At 63.3% G+C, this 15,016-nt stretch carries 15 protein-coding genes; 9 read left to right on the forward strand and 6 right to left on the reverse strand.

All coding sequences use genetic code 11. From position 1 onward, the window contains the following. The first annotated feature begins 3 nt into the window (after positions 1–3). The 8 genes from BLU39_RS01300 (at position 4) to BLU39_RS01335 (ending at position 8,400) form a co-directional block, all read left to right on the forward strand. Positions 4–294: a DUF4936 family protein gene (locus BLU39_RS01300; RefSeq protein ID WP_092708583.1), complete on the forward strand. Its 291-nt coding sequence runs from the start codon at positions 4–6 to the stop codon at positions 292–294. Further along, positions 285–1,022 carry an NRDE family protein gene (locus BLU39_RS01305; RefSeq protein WP_092708586.1) on the forward strand — a complete coding sequence of 246 codons (738 nt, stop codon included), beginning with the start codon at positions 285–287 and terminating at the stop codon, positions 1,020–1,022. Before BLU39_RS01300 ends, BLU39_RS01305 begins: the two co-directional genes overlap by 10 nt. 283 nt (positions 1,023–1,305) lie before the next feature. Then, on the forward strand, positions 1,306–2,313 hold the full coding sequence (locus BLU39_RS01310) for a LacI family DNA-binding transcriptional regulator (protein WP_092708590.1): 1,008 nt from the start codon (positions 1,306–1,308) through the stop codon (positions 2,311–2,313). 19 nt (positions 2,314–2,332) lie between these two features. Continuing rightward, a complete protein-coding gene (gene xylB, locus BLU39_RS01315) occupies positions 2,333–3,826 on the forward strand; it encodes a xylulokinase (RefSeq protein WP_092708593.1) in 1,494 nt (497 codons plus the stop codon). A gap of 6 nt (positions 3,827–3,832) precedes the next feature. Next, a complete protein-coding gene (gene tal / locus BLU39_RS01320) occupies positions 3,833–4,783 on the forward strand; it encodes a transaldolase (protein ID WP_092708596.1) in 951 nt (316 codons plus the stop codon). A 51-nt stretch (positions 4,784–4,834) separates the two neighbouring features. Further along, a complete protein-coding gene (locus BLU39_RS01325; RefSeq protein ID WP_077404737.1) occupies positions 4,835–5,770 on the forward strand; it encodes an ABC transporter substrate-binding protein in 936 nt (311 codons plus the stop codon). Positions 5,771–5,853: 83 nt separating this feature from the next. Further along, positions 5,854–7,353: a sugar ABC transporter ATP-binding protein gene (locus BLU39_RS01330; protein WP_092708599.1), complete on the forward strand. Its 1,500-nt coding sequence runs from the start codon at positions 5,854–5,856 to the stop codon at positions 7,351–7,353. Between the two features lie 36 nt (positions 7,354–7,389). Further along, positions 7,390–8,400, forward strand: coding sequence for an ABC transporter permease subunit (locus BLU39_RS01335; RefSeq protein ID WP_092708602.1), 1,011 nt, complete (start codon positions 7,390–7,392; stop codon positions 8,398–8,400). A gap of 108 nt (positions 8,401–8,508) precedes the next feature. Here BLU39_RS01335 and BLU39_RS01340 read toward each other — a convergent pair whose 3' ends face one another. The 4 genes from BLU39_RS01340 to BLU39_RS01355 form a co-directional block, all read right to left on the reverse strand. Next, positions 8,509–8,934: a GNAT family N-acetyltransferase gene (locus BLU39_RS01340; protein ID WP_092708606.1), complete on the reverse strand. Its 426-nt coding sequence runs from the start codon at positions 8,932–8,934 to the stop codon at positions 8,509–8,511. A gap of 60 nt (positions 8,935–8,994) precedes the next feature. Then, on the reverse strand, positions 8,995–9,996 hold the full coding sequence (locus BLU39_RS01345) for an NADP-dependent oxidoreductase (protein ID WP_092708609.1): 1,002 nt from the start codon (positions 9,994–9,996) through the stop codon (positions 8,995–8,997). Positions 9,997–10,096: 100 nt separating this feature from the next. Continuing rightward, on the reverse strand, positions 10,097–10,399 hold the full coding sequence (locus BLU39_RS01350; protein WP_092708612.1) for a Dabb family protein: 303 nt from the start codon (positions 10,397–10,399) through the stop codon (positions 10,097–10,099). Positions 10,400–10,525: 126 nt separating this feature from the next. After that, positions 10,526–11,704, reverse strand: coding sequence for an acetyl-CoA C-acyltransferase (locus BLU39_RS01355; protein ID WP_092708615.1), 1,179 nt, complete (start codon positions 11,702–11,704; stop codon positions 10,526–10,528). Positions 11,705–11,931: 227 nt separating this feature from the next. On the opposite strand from BLU39_RS01355, the gene BLU39_RS01360 reads away from it, so the two are divergent. Further along, positions 11,932–13,632: an MFS transporter gene (locus BLU39_RS01360; protein WP_092708618.1), complete on the forward strand. Its 1,701-nt coding sequence runs from the start codon at positions 11,932–11,934 to the stop codon at positions 13,630–13,632. A gap of 89 nt (positions 13,633–13,721) precedes the next feature. Here BLU39_RS01360 and BLU39_RS01365 read toward each other — a convergent pair whose 3' ends face one another. Together BLU39_RS01365 and BLU39_RS01370 are read right to left on the reverse strand one after the other, a co-directional pair. Beyond that, positions 13,722–13,925 carry a hypothetical protein gene (locus BLU39_RS01365; protein ID WP_070302494.1) on the reverse strand — a complete coding sequence of 68 codons (204 nt, stop codon included), beginning with the start codon at positions 13,923–13,925 and terminating at the stop codon, positions 13,722–13,724. A 115-nt stretch (positions 13,926–14,040) separates the two neighbouring features. After that, the gene (locus tag BLU39_RS01370) at positions 14,041–14,976 is read right to left on the reverse strand and encodes a LysR family transcriptional regulator (protein WP_092708621.1); all 936 of its coding nucleotides are present in this window, start codon (positions 14,974–14,976) and stop codon (positions 14,041–14,043) included. Between the last annotated feature and the right edge of the window lie 40 nt (positions 14,977–15,016).

A 15,016-nucleotide genomic window follows, 5' to 3' on the forward strand; every position in this document is an offset into this window, starting at 1 on the left:
GCCATGAAAGATCTGTACGTTTACTATCAGGTAAAAGAAGAGCACGCCCAGGCGCTGGAAGCCCGGGTCCGCGCCATGCAGGCGAAACTGGCGGCCGCGTCCGGCGTGGCGCCGCAACTGAAGCGCCGTCCTGACAGCAAGGATGGCTTGCAGACGTGGATGGAAATCTACCCCGTCGTCGGCGAAGGTTTTACGGAGCTGCTGGCCGACGCATCCGATGAAGCGGGCTTGCTGTCCCTGACGGCGGACGCGCGCCATACGGAAGTGTTCATGGATTTGCCCCCATGTGCCTGATCGTTTTTGCCTGGAAAGTCAATCCGCACATCCCGCTGATTGCCGCCGCCAACCGCGATGAATTCTATGAACGCGCCAGCGCCCCCGCCGGCGCCTGGCCCGAGCACCCGCAAGTGTATGCGGGCCGCGACCTGCAGGCCGGCGGCAGCTGGATGGGCATCACCCAGTCCGGCGGCGGCAGCTCGCGCTTTGCCGCCATCACGAATATCCGCAGCCCGCAAGACCGCAACCCGGACGCTCCCTCGCGCGGCGCCCTGGTGGCCGACTATTTGGCTGGCAACATGTCGCCGCAAGACTACATCGCGCAAATCCGCCCCGGCTGCAAAGCCTACAACGGTTTCAATCTGGTGCTCGGTGATGCGGACACCCTGATCTGGTTTTCCAACCGGGGCGATGGCGATGCGCGCAACGGCCAGCCATTGGAGCCCGGCATCTACGGCCTGTCGAACGCCCTGCTCGACGCGCCGTGGCCGAAGGTCTTGAAGACCAAGGCCCAGTTCGCCAGCCTGCTGTGCCAGGGCGCGCCCGACGAAGCGTATTTCGACATGCTGGCCGATACCACGCGCGCACCCGACTTCCGCTTGCCGGACACGGGCGTGCCGCTCGACCTCGAGCGCGTGCTGTCCGCCGTCTGCATCGAAACGCCGGGCTACGGCACGCGCACGTCCACCGTCGTGAAACTATTCCAGGATTCTCCCGGCGAATTGCATGAGCTGGTGATACAGTAGGTCGGGTAGGTCGGGTTAGCGCGCAAGCGCGTAAGCCGACAACACCACAACACTCAACCGGCATCACCGCCGTCCCCGATGTCGGATTACGCGCCCCTGCGGCGCGCTAATCCGACCTACGCAAGCTTCGCCTCGCTTCATCCAAAACCCACGCCACATCCGCTCGCACAAAAAAGAAAGCGCTTGCGCAAGCGCTTTCTTTTGTTTACGATAGATTCAAACGCGGCGACACAGCCGCATCCAATCGCAGCACACAATAATAAAAAAACCATCAGGAGACACCATGGCCACCATGGAAGATGTAGCGCGGGCGGCGGACGTATCGCTGTCGACCGTTTCGCATGTACTCAACGGCACCCGCAAGGTCAGCCCGAAAACCGTCGCCGCCGTCAATGCGGCCATGCAGCAGATCGGCTACGTGCCGAACATGCTGGCGCGCGCCCTGGCCGGCTCTTCGTCGGGCACCATCGGCGTGGCCATTTCCGCCTTCACCAATCATTACTTCAGCGAAACCGTGCGCGCCATCGAGGCCGCTTGCACGCGCCATGGCCTGATGATGCTGTTTTCCGATACGCACGACGATCCCGAACAGGAATTGAAAGTGGTGCAGAACTTGCACCAGCGCCGCGTCGACGGCATCGTGCTGGCACCGTCCGGCGATCCGCACCACCGCACGCTCGACTATTTGACCAGTAACAAGATCGCTTCCGTGCTGGTCGACCGCATGTCGCCGCAGGCCTTCGACCAGGTGGGCGTGGAAAACATCGAAGCGACGGCCGAGCTGGTCAGCCATTTGATCACCGTCCACGGCCACCGCCGCATCGGCTTCATCGCGGGCGCGCCCGGCCTGTCCACGACGGACGAGCGTATCGCAGGCTACCGCCTGGCCTTGCAGCGCGCCAATATCGTTTTCGATCCCGAGCTGCTGCGCTCGGGCGACTCCAACCTCGAGCGCAGCGGCACGGCCACGCGCGAATTGCTGGCCCTGCCCGCCGGACAGCGTCCCACGGCCATCGTGGCCGGCAATAACCTGATGACCATCGGCACCATGCACGCCTTGCGCGATGCGCACATTGCGGTGCCACAAGACGTGTCCCTGGCCGGCTTCGATGATTTCGACTGGGCCGATTACTTCAGCCCCCGTTTGACCGTGATGGCGCAGCCGCTTGAAGAGTTGGGCGCCATGGCCGTCGACCTCTTGATCGACCGCATCGCCAATCCGGGCCGCGCCCAGCACGTGCAGCGCTTGTCGCCGACCCTGCGCGTGCGCAATTCCTGCGGCTGCCCCTGACCTTTTACAGTACATCAACATGCATCCAGCCATTTCCCTCGGTATCGACCTCGGTACCTCCGAACTGAAAACCGTGCTGATGGACAGCGCGGGCACCGTGCGCGGCCAGGCGTCCGTACGCGTCGACACCAGCCGCCCGCAGCCGGGCTGGTCCGAACAAGCGCCGCAGGACTGGTGGGCCGCCTGCGTCAACGCTCTGGCCCAGCTGCGCGCCGGCTGGCCACAGGAATATGCGCAGATCGCCTGCATCGGCCTGTCGGGCCAGATGCATGGCGCCGTACTGCTCGACAGCAACGACAACGTGATCCGTCCCGCCATCCTGTGGAACGATGCGCGCGCCGAAGCCGAAGCGGCTGCCCTGGCGCGCGACTATCCCGCGTATGCGGACGTGACGGGCAGCCTGCCCATGGCGGGATTGACGGCGCCGAAACTGCTGTGGCTGCAAACGCACGAGCCTGACGCTTTCAATGCCATCGCCTGCCTGCTGTCGCCCAAGGATTACCTGCGCCTGCAATTGACTGGCAACAAGGTCACCGACATGTCCGACGCGGCCGGCACCCTGTGGCTGGACGAGGCCAAGCGTGCCTGGTTCGCCCCCATGCTGGCCGCCTGCGGCCTGGCGCCGGAACAGATGCCGGCCTTGGCCGAAGGCGATGCCGCCACGGGCATGGTGCTGGCCGCCGTCGCAGACAAGCTGGGCTTGCCGGCGGACGTGGTGGTGGCGGCCGGCGGCGGCGACAACCCCGTCTCGGCCGTGGGCATCGGCGCCGTCAACGGCGGCGACAGTTTCATTTCGCTGGGCACCAGCGCCGCCATCGTTTCCGTCACGGAACAGCCTTTGGGCAACCCGGCCGGCGGCGTACACAGCTTTTGCCACGCCCTGCCCGGCCGCTGGTATGCGATGGGCGCGATCCTGTCGGGCGCCAGCTGTTTGCGCTGGGCCACGGGCGTGCTGGGCCAGCCAGACGAGGCAGCCCTGCTGGCGCTGGTGGAAAGCGCCCTGCCGCTCGACGCCCCCATCGCGCCGTCCGCCCCCCTGTTCCTGCCCTATCTGTCGGGCGAGCGCACGCCGCACAATGACCCGCAAGTGCGCGGCGCCTTCCTGCAACTGGGCCACGACAGCACGCCGGGGCAGCTCGGCTACGCCGTGCTCGAAGGCGTGGCCTTTGCCTTGCGCGACGCCATGGCGGCCGTCACGTCGACGGGCGCCGTCGTTCCCCACTGCATGCTGGTGGGCGGCGGCGCGCGCAGCCAGTACTGGGCGCAATTGCTGGCCAATGTGCTGGGCCGCGAAATGCGCACCTTGCACAACAGCGAGCTGTCGGCCAGCCTGGGCGCGGCCAAGCTGGGCTTTGCCGCCCTCGGCCAGCGCCAGCTGCTGGCCACCAGCTTGCCCATCAAAAACACTTTCCTGCCCGATGCCGCGCACGGCGCAGCATTGAGCGTCCGTTACGGTCGCTACCGTAGCCTGTTTCCCGCCGTGCAAGCCTTGCACCAACTCAGCAAAGGATAAGCAGCAATGAATCAATTGCAACAACTGAAGCAACACAGCACCGTCGTCGCCGACACGGGCGACTTCCTGCAACTGGCGCGCTTCGCGCCGCAGGACGCCACCACCAATCCGTCGCTGATTTTGAAAGCCGTGCTGCAGCCCGATTACGCGCCATTGCTGGAAAGCACGGTCGCCGCCCACAAGCATGCGTCGCTGGATGACATCGTCGACCAGGTGCTGGTGCGCTTCGGCCTGGAAATTTTGAAGGTCGTGCCGGGCCGTGTATCGACGGAAGTCGATGCCCGTTTGAGCTTTGACCGCGACGCCACCGTCGCCCGCGGACGCCGCCTGATCGCCCTGTACGAAGAAGCCGGCATCGAACGCGAGCGCGTGCTGATCAAGGTCGCCGCCACCTGGGAAGGCATCCAGGCGGCGCGCGAGCTGGAAAAAGACGGCATCTTTTGCAACCTGACCCTGCTGTTCGCATTTTGCCAGGCCGTCGCCTGCGCCGACGCGAAAGTGCGCCTGATTTCGCCATTCGTGGGCCGTATCTACGACTGGCACAAGAAATCGATGGGCGCGGCATGGGATGAAGCGGCGCGCAGCCTGTCCAACGATCCGGGTGTACAGTCGGTCACGCGCATCTTCAATTACTACAAACAACATGGCATCGCCACGCAAGTGATGGGCGCCAGCTTCCGCAACGTGGGCCAGATCACGGCCCTGTCCGGCTGCGACTTGCTGACCATCAGCCCCGACTTGCTGGCCAAGCTGGAAGCGCTTGACGCCCCGTTCGAGCGCGCCCTGGGCGCCGACCTGGGCGCGGCGCAGCCGGCCGTCACGTATGACGAGGCCGCTTTCCGCTATGCCTTGAACGACGATGCGATGGCAACAGAGAAACTTGCCGAAGGCATCCGCGGCTTTGCCGTCGATGCGGGCAAGCTGGACGCCATGATCGAGAAATTACGCAATCAATAAGTTTCACCGTAGCACCGTTTGTTTTTCACAATAAAACCCTTGGAGATCCTCATGAAAAAAGTCATTACCGCCTCCCTGCTGCTGTCCGCCGCCTGCGGCGCTTTCGCCGCCGACAAACCGCTGAAATCGATCGGCGTCAGCGTGGGCGACCTGGCCAACCCGTTTTTTGTCGCCATCGGCCGCGGCGCGGAAGAAAGCGCGAAAAAACTGGGCGGTCCTGGCGTGAAAGTCACCACGGTGTCCAGCAAGTATGACCTGAACACCCAGGTGGACCAGATCGAGAACTTTATTGCCAATAAAACCGACATCATCATCCTGAACGCCGTCGATTCCAAGGGCATCGCACCGGCCATCAAGAAAGCGCGCAATGCTGGCGTGGTGGTGATCGCCGTCGACGTGGGCGCCGTGGGCGCGTCGGCCACCGTGATGTCCGACAACACCATGGCTGGCGACGTCTCGTGCGCCTACCTGGCCAAGCAGATCGGCGGCAAGGGCAATGTCGTGATCCTGAACGGCCCGCCGGTCACGTCCGTGATCGACCGCGTCAACGGCTGCAAGAAAACCCTGGCCGCGTTCAAGGATATCAAGATCCTGTCCGACAACCAGAACGCCGGCGGCAGCCGCGACGGCGGCATGACCGTGATGTCGAACCTGCTGACGGCCCATCCGAAGATCGACGGCGTGTTCGCCATCAATGACCCGACGGGCATCGGCGCCGAACTGGCGATCAAGCAATCGAAGCGCACGGACGTCAAACTGATCACGGCCGTCGATGGCGCGCCCGATGGCCAGAACGCCCTGAAAAACAAGGCGGGCCTGTTTGCCGCCACCTCGGCGCAAAACCCGTACCGCATGGCGACCGACGCCGTGCAGATGGGCTACGACATCATGAACGGCCGCACGCCGAAACAAACGATGGTGCTGTTGCCGACCCCGGCCATCACCAAGGAAAACGTGGCCACCTACACGGGCTGGGTAAAGAACTGATCTGCCTGACCTGAACCACGTGTTGCCCGCCCCGGCCCCGGCCCAAGGGCGGGCAACAGTTTCAAAAGCAAGGAAGGACAGTCATGAGCGACAATATTATTTTTGAAATGCGCGGCATCGAGAAGCGCTTTGGCGCCACGCGCGCGCTGCGCGGCGTGCACCTGACGGTGCGCAGCGGCGAAATCCATGCCGTGATGGGCGAGAACGGCGCCGGCAAGAGCACCCTGATGAAAATCCTCTCGGGCGTGTACACGCCGGACGCGGGCGAGATCATCCTCGACGGCAAGCCCATCCGCATCCGCAACCCGGGCGAGGCACGCGCGCTGGGCATCAACCTGATCTACCAGGAATTGAGCGTGGCCAAGAACATGACGGTGGCGCAGAACGTCTTCATGGGCAGCGAGCCGAAGGGACCGTTCTTTACCGTCAAGGCCGGCGAAATGCGCGCGCGCACGAACGCCATCCTGGCCGACCTCGGTTCCCGCTTCGACGCCGACACCATGGTGTCGACCCTGTCGATCGCCGAGCAGCAGCAGGTGGAAATCGCCCGCGCCCTCGTGCACGAAAGCCGCATCCTGATCATGGACGAGCCCACTGCCGCCCTGTCTGACCGGGAAACAGAACAATTGTTCCGCATCATCGAAGAACAGCGCGACAAGGGCCTGGCCGTGCTCTACATCAGCCACCGCATGGCCGAGGTGGAGCGCCTGGCGCGCCGCATCACGGTGCTGCGCGACGGCGCCTATGTGGGCGAGCTGGGCAAGGATGAACTCGATCAAAAGAAAGTCGTGCAAATGATGGTGGGCCGCCCCGCCGACGACTTTTATTCGCACCAGCGGCGCACCACGCGCGGCGCCGAACGCTTGCGCGTGGAAAACGTGGGCGGCGGAAAGGTCAAGCCTGCCTCATTCGCCCTGCATGCGGGCGAAGTGACGGGTCTTGCCGGCCTCGTCGGCGCGGGCCGCACGGAACTGGCGCGCCTGATCTTTGGCGCGGACAAGAAGCAAACGGGGCAAGTGTGGCTCGACGGCCAGGAAGTGCACATCCATCGGCCGCTGGCGGCCATCCGCCACGGCATCGGCTACCTGCCCGAAGACCGCAAGAGCCTGGGCCTGTTCATGCAATTGTCGGCCATGGAAAACATGTCGATGAATATTCTGTCCAAGCATGCGACGGCGGGCGTCGTCAACCGTGGCGCCCTGACCCAGCTCACGCGCGAGGCGATTGCCAACCTCAACGTGAAAGTGTCGGGACCGGACGGCATCGTCGGCGGACTGTCCGGCGGCAACCAGCAGAAAGTCTTGCTGGCGCGCTGGCTGGCCATCGCCCCGAAAGTCCTCATCCTCGACGAACCGACGCGGGGCGTGGACGTGGGCGCGAAGAGCGAAATCTACAAGATCATCCACCAGCTGGCGGATGCGGGCACGGCCGTGCTGTGTATTTCCAGCGAACTGGCCGAACTGGTCGGCATCTGCGACCGCGTGATGGTGATGTGCGAAGGACGCCTGACGGGCGAAGTGACGGGCGACGACATCACGCAGGAAAACATCCTTGCTTACGCCACCCAGTTGGAAGCGGCATAAAAATACGCATTAGCATAATTATTCAGGAGAATTAACATGACAACGAGTACCACCAGCGGCGCGGCGCGCGCCGGCGAACCCTTCAATGCCTCGAACCTGATGCGCCGCCTGGGCATGCTGCCCGTGCTGGTGGTGCTCTACCTGGCCATGTACGGCCTGACCGTGTACTTCTCGGCCGACGGCACGTCCACGTTCATGACCAGCACCAACACCATGAACATCTTCCGCCAGGTGTCGATCAATATCGTGCTGGCGTCCGGCATGACCTTCGTCATTCTGACCAGCGGCATCGACCTGTCCGTCGGCTCCGTGCTGGCCGTCTCGGCCGTGGCAGGCATGCTGATGTCCTTGTCGGCGCAGTTCGCCGGCTTCTCGATTCCCGCCTTCCTCATCGTCGGCCTGCTGCTGGGCGCGCTGAACGGCGTGCTCGTCGCCCTCGTCGGCCTGAACCCCTTCGTCGTGACCCTGGGCACCATGACTGCCCTGCGCGGCGCGGCCTACCTGCTGGCGGACGGCACCAGTGTGCTGAACACGGAAATCCCCAGCTTCGAATGGATGGGTAACGGCAGCTTCCTGGCCGTGCCCTGGCTGATCTGGCTGGCCGCCGCCGTCGTGCTGCTGACTTGGTTCATCCTGCGTAAGACCACCCTGGGCCTGCATATCTACGCCGTCGGCGGCAATATCCAGGCAGCCCGCCTGACAGGTATCAAGGTCGGCCTCGTGCTGATGTTTGTCTACACGATCAGCGGCCTGTTCGCCGGTTTGGGCGGCGCCATGTCGGCCAGCCGTCTGTATGCGGCCAACGGCAACTGGGGCACGGGCTATGAACTTGATGCGATCGCGGCCGTCGTGCTGGGCGGCACGAGCCTGATGGGCGGCGTCGGTTCCGTCTGGGGCACCGTCATCGGCGCCCTGATCATCGGCGTGATGAACAACGGCTTGACGATCCTGGGACTGTCGTCGTTCTGGCAGTACGTGGCGAAAGGCGTCGTGATCGTGCTGGCCGTGATCCTCGACAAATGGCGCCAGTCGCACGCGCAGAACTGATTGTGACGTGGTGTGTCGGGTTACGCGCTTTGCGCTAACCCGACCTACCATAGACGTAACAGGTCGGCGTAGGTCGGATTAGGCCGCAGGCCGTAATCCGGCACCCCCCTAGAGCACCAGCCGCATCTCCACATGCGCAATCCCTACCTCTTCAAATTGTTTCCCCTGCTGCACGAAACCGTGGCGCGCATAGAATGGCGCGGCCACGGTTTGCGCGTTCAAGACCACCGCCTTGTCGCCCCGCTCGCGGGCTTTCTCCATCAACAATTGCAGGATGGCACCGCCCACGCCCGTGCCGCGGCCCGGCTGGCGCACGGCCATGCGGCCGACGTGGCCGTCCGGCAATAGCCGGCCCGTGCCGATGGCGTTGCCGGCGTTGTCATAGGCAACGGCGTGCAGGCAGACGGCGTCCATGTCGTCGAGTTCGATCTCGGCCGGCACTTTCTGTTCATCGACGAAGACTTCAAAACGGATGGCGGTGGCGTCAGGGCCCAGGGTGGCCCAGTCGCCGAGGCGGATGGTGTGCTTGGTCATGGTGTAATGTAGAAAGAGACAGGCCGTTATTGTCGCACGACCTGCCTTTCCGCAGAGAGATCAGCTGAGCTTGACCAGCTGCTTGCCGAAGTTACGGCCTTTCAACAGGCCGATGAAGGCCTCGGGCGCGCTGGCCAGGCCCTCGGCCACGGATTCGCGGAATTTCAGCTTGCCCGTCGCCACCAGGGAGCCCAGTTCCGCCAGGCCTTGCGGCCAGAATTCTGGCTGCTCCGAGACGATGAAGCCGCGCACGGTCAGGCGGTTGGTGAGGATCAGGCGCGCATTGTCGAGCGGCGTCGGTTCGCCGTTGTAGCCGGCGATCCAGCCGCACACGGCCACGCGGCCAAACGCGTTGGTGCGCGCCAGGGCCGCGTCAAAAATGGCGCCGCCCACGTTTTCAAAGATGGCGTCGATGCCGTCCGGCGTGGCCGCCGCCAAATCGGCCTCAAGATTGCCCGCCTTGTAATCGACACAGGCGTCGAAACCCAGTTCCTCGACGACATAGCGGCATTTTTCCGCCCCGCCCGCGATACCGACGACACGGCAGCCTTTCAATTTCGCCAGCTGGCCCACGACACTGCCCACGGCACCGCTGGCGGCCGACACCACCACCGTTTCACCCGTTTTCGGCGCCATGATCTGGTTCAAGCCATACCAGGCCGTCATGCCTGGCATGCCGACGGAACCCAGGTAGGCCGAAGCCGGGATGTGCGTCGTATCGACCTTGCGCAGCATCGTGCCGTCCGACACGGCCACTTCCGTCCAGCCCAGGGTCCCCACGACCATGTCGCCCACGGCGAACTTCGGATGCTTCGATTCGAGCACCACGCCCACCGTGCCACCTATCATGGTTTCATCAAGCGCCTGCGGCGCCGCATAGCTTTTATTGGCACTCATGCGCCCGCGCATGTAAGGGTCGAGCGACAGGTAGTGGTTACGCACCAGCAACTGGCCATCCGTGATGGCGGGAATCTCTTGAGTTTCCAGACGAAAATGTGCCGGCTGCACTTCCTCATTAGAGGCGGGGCGCGAGGCGAGGACGATGCGTTGGTAGGTGGTCATGAATGCTCCTTCTCTGACGAACAATCTAAACCCCAGAGCAAAGACCGGGGTCAGACCCTCAGGGTCTGACCCCAGCCCTTCGCTTGGGGTCACTCAATCATTAAATCTCATAATCCATACACTGCCGTGCTTCCCGCACCGCCCCAAAAAACGGCTTGATTTTCACGTGCTCGGGATGGTTCTGGTAAGCGTCGAGCGCTTCGCGGCTGACGAATTCGCTGTACAGGACGATGTCGTAGGTCGCTTCCAGGCCCGACTGGGCCACGGCGGCTTCGAATTTCAGGATGCCGGGCACGAGGCCGGAACAGGAATCGAGCAAGGCTTTCAGTTTCAACGCATTCGTGGCGCGGTCGGCGCCTTCGGCGTGGTCTTTGAGTTTCCAGAAAACGATGTGCTTGATCATGGTGGCGAGCTGCTTGTTTATTAATGAAGCATTACTGTAACCGCTATCGGCGCGTCTTGCAGGAACGGGGCGCGCAATGCAAACGGGCGGCCCTGGAAGCCGCCCGCAGACTGGGTCACGCAAACATCACAGCACTTCGAACAGGCCGGCCGCGCCCTGCCCGCCGCCGATGCACATGGTCACGACCACGTATTTGACGCCGCGGCGCTTGCCTTCGATCAAGGCATGGCCCGTCAGGCGGGCGCCCGACACGCCGTACGGGTGGCCGACGGCGATCGCGCCGCCGTTGACGTTCAGGCGGTCCATGGGGATGCCCAGCGTGTCGGCGCAGTACAGCACTTGCACGGCAAATGCCTCGTTGAGTTCCCACAGGCCGATGTCGGCCACCGTCAAGCCCGCCTTTTTCAGCAGTTTCGGAATGGCAAACACGGGGCCGATGCCCATTTCATCGGGTTCGCAGCCGGCCACGGCAAAGCCGCGGAAGATGCCCAGCGGCTGCAAGCCTTTCGCTTCGGCCACTTTCGCGTTCATGACGATGGCCATGGACGCGCCGTCGGAAAACTGGCTGGCATTGCCCGCGCTGATGACGCCGCCAGGCACGGCCGGGCGGATCTTCGCCACGCCGTCGTAGGTGGTGTCGGCGCGGATGCCTTCGTCGGCGGCAATCGTCACTTCGCGCGATACCAGCATGCCGCTGGCCTTGTCGGCCACGCCCATGGTGGTGGTCATCGGCACGATTTCCGCGTCGAAGAGGCCGGCGGCCTGGGCGCTTGCTGCACGCTGCTGGCTTTGCGCGCCATAGGCATCCTGGCGCTCGCGCGAGATCTGGTAGCGCTTGGCGACGGTTTCGGCCGTCTGCAGCATGGGCCAGTACAGTTCCGGCTTGTGCTGCTGCAGCCAGACTTCGCGGTACATATGCGTATTCATTTCGTTTTGCACACAGGAAATCGATTCCACGCCGCCGGCCGCATAGATATCGCCTTCGCCGGCGATGATGCGCTGCGCCGCCAGGGCGATGGCCTGCAAGCCCGACGAGCAGAAACGGTTGACGGTCATGCCGGCCGTCGTGACGGGACAGCCGCCGCGCAAGGCTACCTGGCGCGCGATATTGCCGCCCGTCGCGCCTTCGGGAAAGGCGCAGCCGACCAGCACGTCTTCCACTTCCTCCGCCTCGATGCGCGCGCGCTCGACGGCGGCCGCCAGCACGTGGCCGCCCATGGTAGCGCCATGCGTCATGTTGAACGCCCCCTTCCAGGACTTGGCCAGGCCCGTGCGGGCGGTCGATACGATGACGGCTTCATTCATGCTGTGTCTCCTTGTGGGAATATTTATTGGGGGGTATCTGCGGAATGAGAATAGCACATTTAAGTACGGTCGTTCGCAAAGTTGCAATGATCGCTGATTTGTAAGCTTGGTGTAAGTTTGAAGCAAGCATGACGTAAGGTTCGGAGAACACACTCGGCTCCAGCTGTTGCAAGAATGGTCAAAAAGACCGCGGCAATGGTTCACTATAAAACATAGGGAGACAAACCATGGCGTCATCATCCGGCTCGGCCGACGTACGGAAAATTTCCACCAAGGGAACGCCGATTACGCCCGAGGAACGCAAGGTCATCTTTGCGTCCTCGCTCGGCACCGTCTTTGAATGGTACGATTTTTATCTGTACGGTTCGCTCGCTTCCATCATCGCCAAGCAGTTCTTCATCGGCGACCCCACCACCACCTTCATCTTCGCGCTGCTGGCCTTTGCCGCCGGCTTCATCGTGCGTCCATTCGGCGCGCTGGTCTTTGGCCGCCTGGGCGACATGATCGGCCGCAAGTACACCTTCCTGATCACCATTCTGATCATGGGCGGCTCCACCTTCATCGTCGGCTTGCTGCCGGGACATGCCTCCATCGGCATCGCCGCACCGATCATCCTCGTCATCCTGCGCATCCTGCAAGGCCTGGCGCTGGGCGGCGAATACGGCGGCGCGGCCACCTACGTGGCCGAACATGCGCCTGAAGGCAAGCGCGGCGCGTTCACGGCGTGGATACAGACGACGGCCACCCTGGGCTTCTTCCTGTCGCTGATGGTCATCCTGGGCACCCGCCTGGCGACGGGCGAGAAAGAGTTCGAAGCCTGGGGCTGGCGCGTACCCTTCCTCGTCTCCGTCATCCTGCTGGGTATTTCCGTGTGGATCCGCCTGGCCATGAATGAATCGCCGGCGTTTGCCAAGATGAAAGCCGAAGGCAAGACTTCGAAGGCGCCGTTGACGGAAGCGTTCGGCAAGTGGAAAAACCTGAAGATCGTCATCCTGGCCCTGATCGGCCTGACCGCCGGCCAGGCCGTCGTCTGGTACACGGGCCAGTTCTATGCCCTGTTCTTCATGATCCAGACCCTGAAAGTGGACCTGGCAACGGCCAACGTGCTCGTCGCCATCGCCCTGCTGCTGGCCACGCCGTTCTTCCTGTTCTTCGGCAGCCTGTCCGACCGCATCGGCCGCAAGTACATCATCCTCGGCGGCTGCCTGATCGCCGCGGCAACCTACTTCCCCATCTTCAACGGCCTGACCCACTTCGCCAACCCGCAACTGGAAGCGGCGCTGAAGAACTCGCCAGTGGTGGTCGTGGCCGATCCCGCTTCCTGCCACTTCCAGTTCAACATGACGGGCACGAAGAAGTTCCCATCGTCGTGCGACATCGCCACCGGCTTCCTGTCGAACAGCTCGGTCAACTACACGAAGGAAGACGCGCCGGCCGGCAGCATCGCCAAGGTACGCATCGGTACGAAGGAATTTACGTCGTTTAACGCCGTCATGACACCGGACGGCCTGAACTTCGATGCGGACAGCAAGGCCCACGAAGCGGCGCTGAAGAAAGAACTGGGCGCCGGCATCAAGGAAGCGGGCTATCCTGCCAAGGCCGCCCCCGAGCAGATCAACAAGCCGATGGTCGTGCTGCTGCTGTTCATCCTGGTGCTGTACGTGACCATGGTGTATGGTCCGATCGCCGCCATGCTGGTGGAAATGTTCCCGACCCGCATCCGTTACACCTCGATGTCCCTGCCCTACCATATCGGTAACGGCTGGTTCGGCGGCTTGCTGCCAACCACGGCCTTCGCGCTGGTGGCCTTCAAGGGCGACATCTATTATGGCCTCTGGTATCCGATCGTCGTCGCCCTGGCGACGGTCGTGATCGGCACCCTGTTCGTCAAGGAAACCAAGGACAACAATATCTACGCCGACGACTGATCCGATGAAGCCCCGGCCGCAAGACCGGGGTCCGCAAAGCAAAACGCCGCTGACTGCTCAGCGGCGTTTTTTTTTATACTGCGGCGAGCTTATTTGTCGCTCTTGCCCTTTTTCAGCTGGTCGCGCTGCTGCACGTATTCCTGGTAGCTGGTCTGGTTGCGCTTGCGGCAGGCATTGCGGTCGTCGAAATTATTGAGGCTGTTGCAATACTCGCCGATCTTGTCCCGGTTCGCGTCATACAGTACTTCGCAGCCGGTCATCGCCAGCAAGAAGGGAACGATCAGATATTTCATTGCTACTCTCATGGATAGGAACGGATTGCGCGAAAAAACACCAGATTGCCCGCTGGATAAGCAGGCAGCTTTATCTTAACGCGATCCCGGCGAAAAGTACAAGCGCTCGGTATTACTAAATAGAAAGGATTGCCGGCGCAACGAGCTCAACGCCGGCCTCCTCGCCGAGCAGCGGATTGTCCGCCGCGAACGCCGCCAGGTGCTCGAGCAGCACGCGCACGCGGGCCGGCAGGTAGCGCCGCTGCGTCCATACGGCGTACACGTGGCGCGGCTGCGGCATCCAGTCGGGCAGGACGCGCACGAGGCTGCCACTGGCCACTTCGTCGCGGCATTGCAGAAGCGGACACAACAGGATGCCGATGCCCGCGTCGGCCATCTCCACGGCCAGGCGCATTTCGTTGACGCGCAGGCGCGCCTGCGGTTCGATCACCATTTCGGCGCCGTCGCCGGGCCGGCGCAAGCGCCAGGTGCGCAGCGGCTCGGCCACGATCAGCTCGTGCTGTTCCAGTTCCTGCAAGTCGCGCGGCACGCCGGCGCGCGCCAGGTAGGCTGGCGCGGCCACCATCACCAGCGAAGCGCTGCCCAGCCGGCGCTGCATCAGCGAGGAATCGTCGAGCGCGCCCACGCGGATGGCCAGGTCGGCGCCGCTGCCCACGAGGTCTTGCAGCAGGTTCGACAGTTCCAGCTCGAGGCGGATGTCCGGGTACTTCTGCATGAAGCTGACCCAGGCCGGCGTCAGCAAGCCGCTGGCGAAGTTGACGGGCGCCAGCACGCGGATGCTGCCCGAGACGGCCGACAGGCTGGCGTCGAGCTGCTGCGTCGCCTGCCGCAGGGCGTGGACCAGGGGACGGCACTGCTCGTAGTATTGCCAGCCTTCCGCCGTCGGCTGCAGGCGGCGCGCGCTGCGGTTGAGCAAGCGGTAGCCGAGCTGGCTTTCCAGCTTCTGCAGCCGGCGCGTGACGGTCGCGGCGGGCAAGTCTTCCTTGACGGCCGCCGCATGCAGGCTGCCCGCCTCGACAATGGCAACAAATAAGGCTAAATCGTCGAGCATGATTGCATTTTCGGAATTTGAAATTAAAAATATGGCTCTA

Origin of the sequence: Janthinobacterium sp. OK676 (genome assembly GCF_900103595.1) — a bacterium.
Taxonomy (GTDB): Bacteria; Pseudomonadota; Gammaproteobacteria; order Burkholderiales; family Burkholderiaceae_D; genus Janthinobacterium.